5 protein-coding genes and 1 pseudogene are annotated in these 6,215 nt (G+C 67.3%); 3 read left to right on the plus strand and 3 right to left on the minus strand.

What is annotated here, in order from left to right:
- Positions 1–99 precede the first annotated feature (99 nt).
- The 3 genes and pseudogenes from QZY03_RS18275 to QZY03_RS18285 all read left to right on the plus strand — a co-directional run bounded on the left by QZY03_RS18275 (position 100) and on the right by QZY03_RS18285 (position 2,815).
- Positions 100–726 (plus strand): trypsin-like peptidase domain-containing protein, encoded by a 627-nt coding sequence (locus QZY03_RS18275; RefSeq protein ID WP_295583588.1) that lies wholly within the window; start codon positions 100–102, stop codon positions 724–726.
- 24 nt (positions 727–750) lie between these two features.
- Positions 751–2,190 (plus strand): annotated as a pseudogene (locus tag QZY03_RS18280) (hypothetical protein); the annotation flags it as partial.
- 16 nt (positions 2,191–2,206) lie between these two features.
- Positions 2,207–2,815, plus strand: a complete 609-nt coding sequence (locus QZY03_RS18285) for a hypothetical protein (RefSeq protein WP_295583590.1) — start codon at positions 2,207–2,209, stop codon at positions 2,813–2,815.
- Positions 2,816–3,222: 407 nt separating this feature from the next.
- On the opposite strand, the gene prpC is transcribed toward QZY03_RS18285, so the two are convergent.
- The 3 genes from prpC to QZY03_RS18300 form a co-directional block, all read right to left on the minus strand.
- Positions 3,223–4,374: a 2-methylcitrate synthase gene (prpC, locus tag QZY03_RS18290; protein ID WP_295583591.1), complete on the minus strand. Its 1,152-nt coding sequence runs from the start codon at positions 4,372–4,374 to the stop codon at positions 3,223–3,225.
- 88 nt (positions 4,375–4,462) lie between these two features.
- The gene (gene prpB / locus QZY03_RS18295; RefSeq protein WP_295583592.1) at positions 4,463–5,347 is read right to left on the minus strand and encodes a methylisocitrate lyase; all 885 of its coding nucleotides are present in this window, start codon (positions 5,345–5,347) and stop codon (positions 4,463–4,465) included.
- Entirely contained in the window at positions 5,344–6,051 is a 708-nt protein-coding gene (locus QZY03_RS18300) for a GntR family transcriptional regulator (RefSeq protein WP_295583593.1), read from the minus strand. The genes prpB and QZY03_RS18300 overlap by 4 nt, the downstream gene beginning before the upstream one ends.
- Positions 6,052–6,215: the final 164 nt, after the last annotated feature.

Here is a 6,215-nt window from a genome sequence, read left to right on the forward strand (position 1 = left end):
CGCTCCGCGTCCGGTCTGCGCACTGGACGCGGAGCGCCCGCACCTGCTCCCATGTCGGAGCCTGTGAGCCAGACTGGGCCAGAGTAAGGATTGCAACCGATGTCCGACCCCCACGCCTCGCAGGTTCGCATCGGTCTGGCCGGCAGCCCAGGGGTGACGGTCGGCTGCGGACTCCTGGTCACCCCGCGCCATGTCGTCACCTGCGCTCATGTTGTGGCGGAGGCGCTGGCTGATCCCGCGTTCGCCCTCGCATCCGCGGCGCCGGCCGGTGCCGTTCCGCTAGATCTGCCGCTGCTGGCGGTATCCTTCCGGACCAGCGGCCGAGTGGTCTGCTGGCATCCGGCGCGGGACGACGGCACCAAGATCCCCGAGGATATCGCCGTTTTGGAGTTGGCCGATGAGGCGCCGGCCGCCGCCGCACCGGCCGCGCTCCTGGCGCTTGACGCGGAGGACTACACCCAGCGTCCCGTACACTGCTTCGGTTTCCCCGCCGCGATCGACGAAGGCGTTCGCCGCTCGGGCACCTGTCGCGGCGAAAACGCCCTGGGACGGGTCCAACTCGATGTCGAACGGGGGTTGGTGCAGGGCGGTTTCAGCGGTACCGCCGCCTGGGACCCGACGCAGGGCGCGGTCGTCGGTGGTGGTGGCCGCGCGTACCGAGGATCAATCCGCCCAGCTCATCCCGGTGCGCACCCTATTTGCCGCCCTGACCTGGAGCGCGGTTGACGCCCGCGCAATCCCTACAAAGGCCTATCCGCCTTCGAGCCGGCGGATCGGGCCGACTTCTTTGGGCGCACCGACCTGATCCGGCAAATCGCCGACCGCGTGGAGCGCGAGCGTCTCGTCACCCTCATCGGTCCCTCCGGCGGCGGCAAGTCATCGCTGAGCGGGGCCGGATTGTTGCCCGTGCTCGCTGATCGGGGCGGCTGGCGGTTCATTCGCATCTGCCCCGGCGACGATCCTTTCGATGCCCTGGCCGGGGCGCTGCTCGCGCCCGGTCTCACCACCGGCCAGCGGGTCGAAGAACGGCGGCGCCTGAACGCCCTGTTGATCGAGGGCCCGGCCGGCTTCATGGCGGTGCTGCGCGAGTGGTCGTCGGACGCCCCCGGTACGCGTCTGCTGCTCGTCGTCGATCAGTTCGAAGAGCTTTTCACCAATGCTCAGGCCGGCGACCCGGGGCGCGCCCGCGCCTTTGCCGTCGCACTGGGCACGCTGGCCGCCGCCGACCCCGCGGCCGAGGTGTCGGTGCGCCTGCTGCTCGCCCTGCGGGCGGACTTCATGGGCCGCGCGATGGACGGACCCACGGCCCCCTTCATCGCCCCGGAGCGCCAGTGTCAGGTCGGCCCCTTGGACACGGAGGATCTCAAGGCCGCCATCCTGGGTCCGGCGGCGGCCTGCGGCGTGCGTTTCGGCCCCGGTCTGGTCGACGCCATGGTCGCCGATCTGGAGGATCAGCCCGGCCGGCTGCCGCTGCTCCAGTTCGCGCTCACCCAACTCTGGGACCAGCAGCAGGCCCGCTGCATCGACGCCGCGGCACTGGAGCGCCTGGGCGGGGTGCGGCGCGCGCTCTCGGCGTACGCGGATGGCGTCATTGATGCGTTGAGCGAGGCGGACCGCACCCGTGCCCGCCGCATCCTGATCCAACTGGTGCGCCCGGCCGAGCGCGCCGAGGATGTCGGCACCCGGCAGGTCGCCAGCCTCCGGCGGATCGCCGACCAGGATCAGGATTTGCTGCCGCGGCTTGTGGCGAGCCGGCTCGTCGTCACCTCCGGCGGCACCGACGACGAACCCCTGGCCGAGATCGCGCACGAGGCGCTGATTCGCGAGTGGGACCGCCTGCGGACCTGGGTCGGCGAAGACCGCGTCTTCCGGCTCTGGCAGGAGGGGTTGCGCAGCCGACTCGCCGACTGGGAGACGCACGGCCGGCACCCCGGCTATCTGCTCGCCGGTGCCCCGCTCGCCGAGGCCGAGGGTCGGCTCGCGGTCTACCCGCAGGGGCTGAGCCAGGCGGATGGCGGCTATATCCGCGCGAGCCGCCAGCACGCGGAGCGCGGCCGTCGGCGCGGGCGGGCGGGCGGCGGTCGCCGCCGTTATTCTCGGTCTCGCCGCCGTCGCGGGCGTCGCCGGGTGGCAATGGCAACGGGCCGCGGCCGAGGCGCGGCGCGCCGAGACGGCCCTCAGTTCTGCTGAGGATCTGGTCAACTTCATGACCTTTGATCTGCGTGAGAAGCTCGAACCCATCGGTCGGCTGGAGCTTCTGCGCGACACCCAAGCGCGCATCGACAGGTACTATGCGCAGCAGGGGGCGCCGAGCGGTGACTCTGTTGCGATGCGGCGGCGCGCGGTCAATCTGTCGAATTCCGGTGACTTGGCAAGCGCACTCGGCGACCTGTCGGGTGCCGCGCGGCTTTATGCCGACGCAGCGGAGGTCTTCAAAGGACTGGCCGGGAGCGACCCGAGCAACCCCGGCTGGCAGCGCGATCGGTCGGTGTGTCTGGAGCAGATCGGCGACCTCAAGACCGCGCGGGGCGACCTGGCGGGGGCATCCGCGGCTTATGCCGAGAGTCAAGCGATCCGCGAGCGCCTGGCCGGGAGCGACGCGAGCAATGTGCAGTGGCAGCTCGATGTTGTCGTCTCGCTCTGGACGCTGAGCGGCCCAGGGCTTGCCGCACCGGACGTGGCCCGGGGCTACCTGCAGCGCGGACTGACGATTCTGGAGGGGTTGGAAGCGGCGGGGAGGCTGTCCGACAGGGAGAGCAAATGGGCGGGCTCGCTGCGGGAACGGCTGCAGACCCTTGGCGATGGGGTTGACTGATTGAATGTGGATGGCTTTGCGAGGCCGCCAGCCGGCCATGACCATGATTCCGGCCGTCGGCGTTCAAGGGGCAGAGCGGCCAGCTTTGCATATAGCCTTCGGGCGTGATAACCGGACGTAGGGGCGGGTTTCAAACCCGCCCCTACACGAAGGTCTGCCTGGATATCAGGTGCGAACGCTATCACACCGCGCGGCGACCGGGCAGGGCGTCGGCAGGTGCCCGCTGGAGTCCGAGGCTTCAGCCTTGGTCAGCAGGCGCCAAGGCGGCTTTAGGGGCGACTAAAGTCGCCCCTACACATCGGTCGGTCATTTCCCGGAAATCACTTAAACCGCGCCAGCTTCAGCGATCGTCGAGTCTGCCGGGGCCGATCCCATCCAAAAACATCGCAGACCGCGCCGGGCGCGGTTTAACGCCGGTCGAGCGGCACCCACCGGCGGTTCTCCGGTCCGACGTAGTTGGCGCTCGGACGGATGATCTTGTTGTCCTGACGCTGCTCGATGATGTGGGCGGTCCAGCCGGCGATGCGCGCCATCACGAAGATGGGTGTGAACATCGCGGTGGGGATGCCCATCTGGGAGTAGGCGACGGCGGAGAACCAGTCGAGATTGGGGAACATTTTCTTGAGATCCCACATCACGGTTTCCAGCCGCTCCGCGACCTCGAACATGCGGGTGTCCTGGTTGGCCTCCGACAGACGCCGGGCGACGCCCTTGATGACCTCGTTGCGCGGGTCGCCGACCGTGTAGACCGGGTGGCCGAAGCCGATGACGATCTCCTTGCGCTCCATGCGCTCCTTGATGTCGGCTTCCGCCTGGTCCGGGTCCGTGTAGCGCTGCTGGATTTCGCAGGCGACTTCGTTGGCACCGCCGTGCTTGGGTCCGCGCAAGGCGCCGATGGCGCCGGTGATGGCGGAGTAGATATCGGAGTTGGTGCCGGCGATCACCCGCGAGGTGAAGGTCGAGGCGTTGAACTCATGCTCGGCGTAAAGGTTGAGCGAGGTGTGCATGGCGCGCACCCAGGCCGTCGACGGGGTGTGCTGGTGCAGCAGGTGCAGGAAGTGTCCGCCGATGGAGTCGTCTTCGGTCTGCACCTCGATGCGCCTGCCGTGATGGGCATAGTGGTGCCAATACAGCAGTATGGAGCCGGCGCAGGCGATCAGCCGGTCACCGATGGCGCGGGCGCCGGCGAAGGGCATCGATTCCTTCTCGGGCTCCAGGGTGCCGAGCAGCGAGGTCCCGGTGCGCAACACGTCCATCGGATGGGACGAGGGCGGGAGTTGCTCCAGCGCGGTCTTCATCGCGGCAGGCAGGCCGCGCATGGTGCGCAGTCGGTGCTTGTAGGAGACGAGTTCCGCCCGGCTCGGCAGGTGCCCGTGAATCAAAAGATGGGCGATCTCCTCGTAATCGGCGTGATCGGCAAAATCGAGGATGTCGTAGCCCCGATAGTGCAGATCGTTGCCGGTGCGCCCGACGGTACAGACGGCGGTGTTGCCGGCGGCGGTGCCGGAGAGTGCGACGGACTTTTTCGCCTTCGGCAATAGGCTCTCTTGCTCGGCCATGCGGATCTCTCTCTTGGTTCAGTGATGCGGTTAGGAGGGGCTGGTCGGCCGGTGAACAACAGTGCGTTCACCGGCGCACCGGAGTTGTCTAATCCTTGTCCGTCGCGAACAGCGCGTCGAGCTTCTGCTCGAAGCTGTGATAGTTGAGATAGTCATAGAGTTCCATGCGGGTCTGCATGGTTTCTACCACCTTGGCCTGGGTGCCGTCCCGGCGGATCGCCTGGTAGACGTTGAGCGCCGCCTTGTTCATGGCGCGGAAGGCGGAGAGCGGATAGAGGACCAGCGCGCATCCGGCCTCGCCCAACTCCTGGGTGGTGAACAACGGGGTGGCGCCGAACTCGGTGATGTTGGCGAGAACCGGCACGCCGACGGCGGCGACAAAGCGGCGGTACTGCTCCAGTTCCACGATGGCTTCGGGGAAGATCATGTCGGCGCCGGCCTCGACACAGGCGATGCCGCGCTCGATGGCGGATTCCATGCCCTCGACGGCCAGGGCGTCGGTGCGCGCCATGATGACCAGGTCATCGGTGCGGGCGTCGACGGCGGCCTTGATGCGATCGACCATCTCCTCCTTGGAGACAATGGCCTTGTTCGGGCGGTGTCCGCAACGCTTGGCCGCGACCTGATCCTCGATATGGATGCCGGCCGCTCCGGCGCGCGACATTTCACGCACGGTGCGGGCGATGTTGAAGGCGCCGCCCCAGCCGGTGTCCGCATCCACCAGCAGCGGGAGCTGCGTGGCGAAGGTGATGCGGCGCACGTCTTCCAGCACGTCGTTGAGGCTGGTGATCCCCAAATCCGGCACCCCGAAGGAGCCCGCCGCGACCCCGCCGCCGGAGAGATAGACGGCGCGATAGCCGGTACGTTCCACCATCATGGCGTGATAGGCGTTGATGGCGCCGACGACTTGGAGTGGATGCTCGTCTTTGACGGCCTGGCGCAGACGGGCGCCGGGGGTGTTCGCTTGAGTCATGAGTCGGTCCGGTGTTGGGTGGTGGTCTCGGTGGCAAGACGGCGCTCGACGTTGCGCCGCGAGGCGCGGATGTGTCGACGCATCATCAGTTCGGCCAGTTCGCCGTCCCGTTCGGCGATGGCATCGACAATCAGTTCATGCTCCTTCAAGGCATCGCGCGCCCGGTTGCTGACCATCCCGAACTTGCAGCGGTACATGCGCGCCAGGTGGTAGAGGTCGTCGCACAGGATGCCGATCAGGCGCTGGTTGCCGCTGCCCTGAACGATGCGGTAGTGGAAATCCATGTCCCCTTCCTTCTGGAAATACGCCTGCCAGTATTCGCGGGCGATCTCTGCGCGGTGCTGCTCCAGCAAGGCTTTGAGGTCGGCGATGGCAGCCGCCGACATCCGTTCCGCGGCGAGGCGGGCGGCCAGACCTTCCAGTGCCTCGCGGATCACGTAGATTTCCAGCAACTGCTCGCTGGACAGCGTAATGACCCGCGCACCCAGGTTCGGGCGCCGCTCCACCAGATTGGCGGACTCCAGGCGCCGCATCGCTTCGCGCAGCGGTCCGCGGCTGATCCCGTAGCGTGCGGCCATTTCCGGTTCGCTGATTTTGCTGCCGGGGGGGATGTTCCCCTCGACGATCGCCTGACGGAGTTTCCCGAAGACGCGGTCGGCGATGGTGGACGTTTCGTCGGGTTGAACGTCCGCGTGAGCTTCCATTGAAAGTGTCGACACTTTTATGCGATTTCAGGCAAAGATAGCTGAAATATTCAGGCTGTCAAGCCTATTTGTCGACAATAGAGAGCATTGATGACGACGACTCATCGTTAAAGTTCAACGTCTCCCGTGGGAGCGGCCTCCGGCCGCGATGGGGCCGCACGCGA

The sequence above is a fragment of the uncultured Lamprocystis sp. genome, from assembly GCF_903933125.1.
Taxonomy (GTDB): domain Bacteria; phylum Pseudomonadota; class Gammaproteobacteria; order Chromatiales; family Chromatiaceae; genus Thiodictyon.

Excerpts from the sequence above, each read along its gene's own strand:
- QZY03_RS18275 (WP_295583588.1), top strand. The coding sequence starts at position 100 with ATGTCCGACCCCCACGCCTCGCAGGTTCGCATCGGTCTGGCCGGCAGC.
- QZY03_RS18285 (WP_295583590.1), top strand. The coding sequence starts at position 2,207 with ATGACCTTTGATCTGCGTGAGAAGCTCGAACCCATCGGTCGGCTGGAG.
- prpC (WP_295583591.1), bottom strand. The coding sequence starts at position 4,374 with ATGGCCGAGCAAGAGAGCCTATTGCCGAAGGCGAAAAAGTCCGTCGCA.
- prpB (WP_295583592.1), bottom strand. The coding sequence starts at position 5,347 with ATGACTCAAGCGAACACCCCCGGCGCCCGTCTGCGCCAGGCCGTCAAA.
- QZY03_RS18300 (WP_295583593.1), bottom strand. The coding sequence starts at position 6,051 with ATGGAAGCTCACGCGGACGTTCAACCCGACGAAACGTCCACCATCGCC.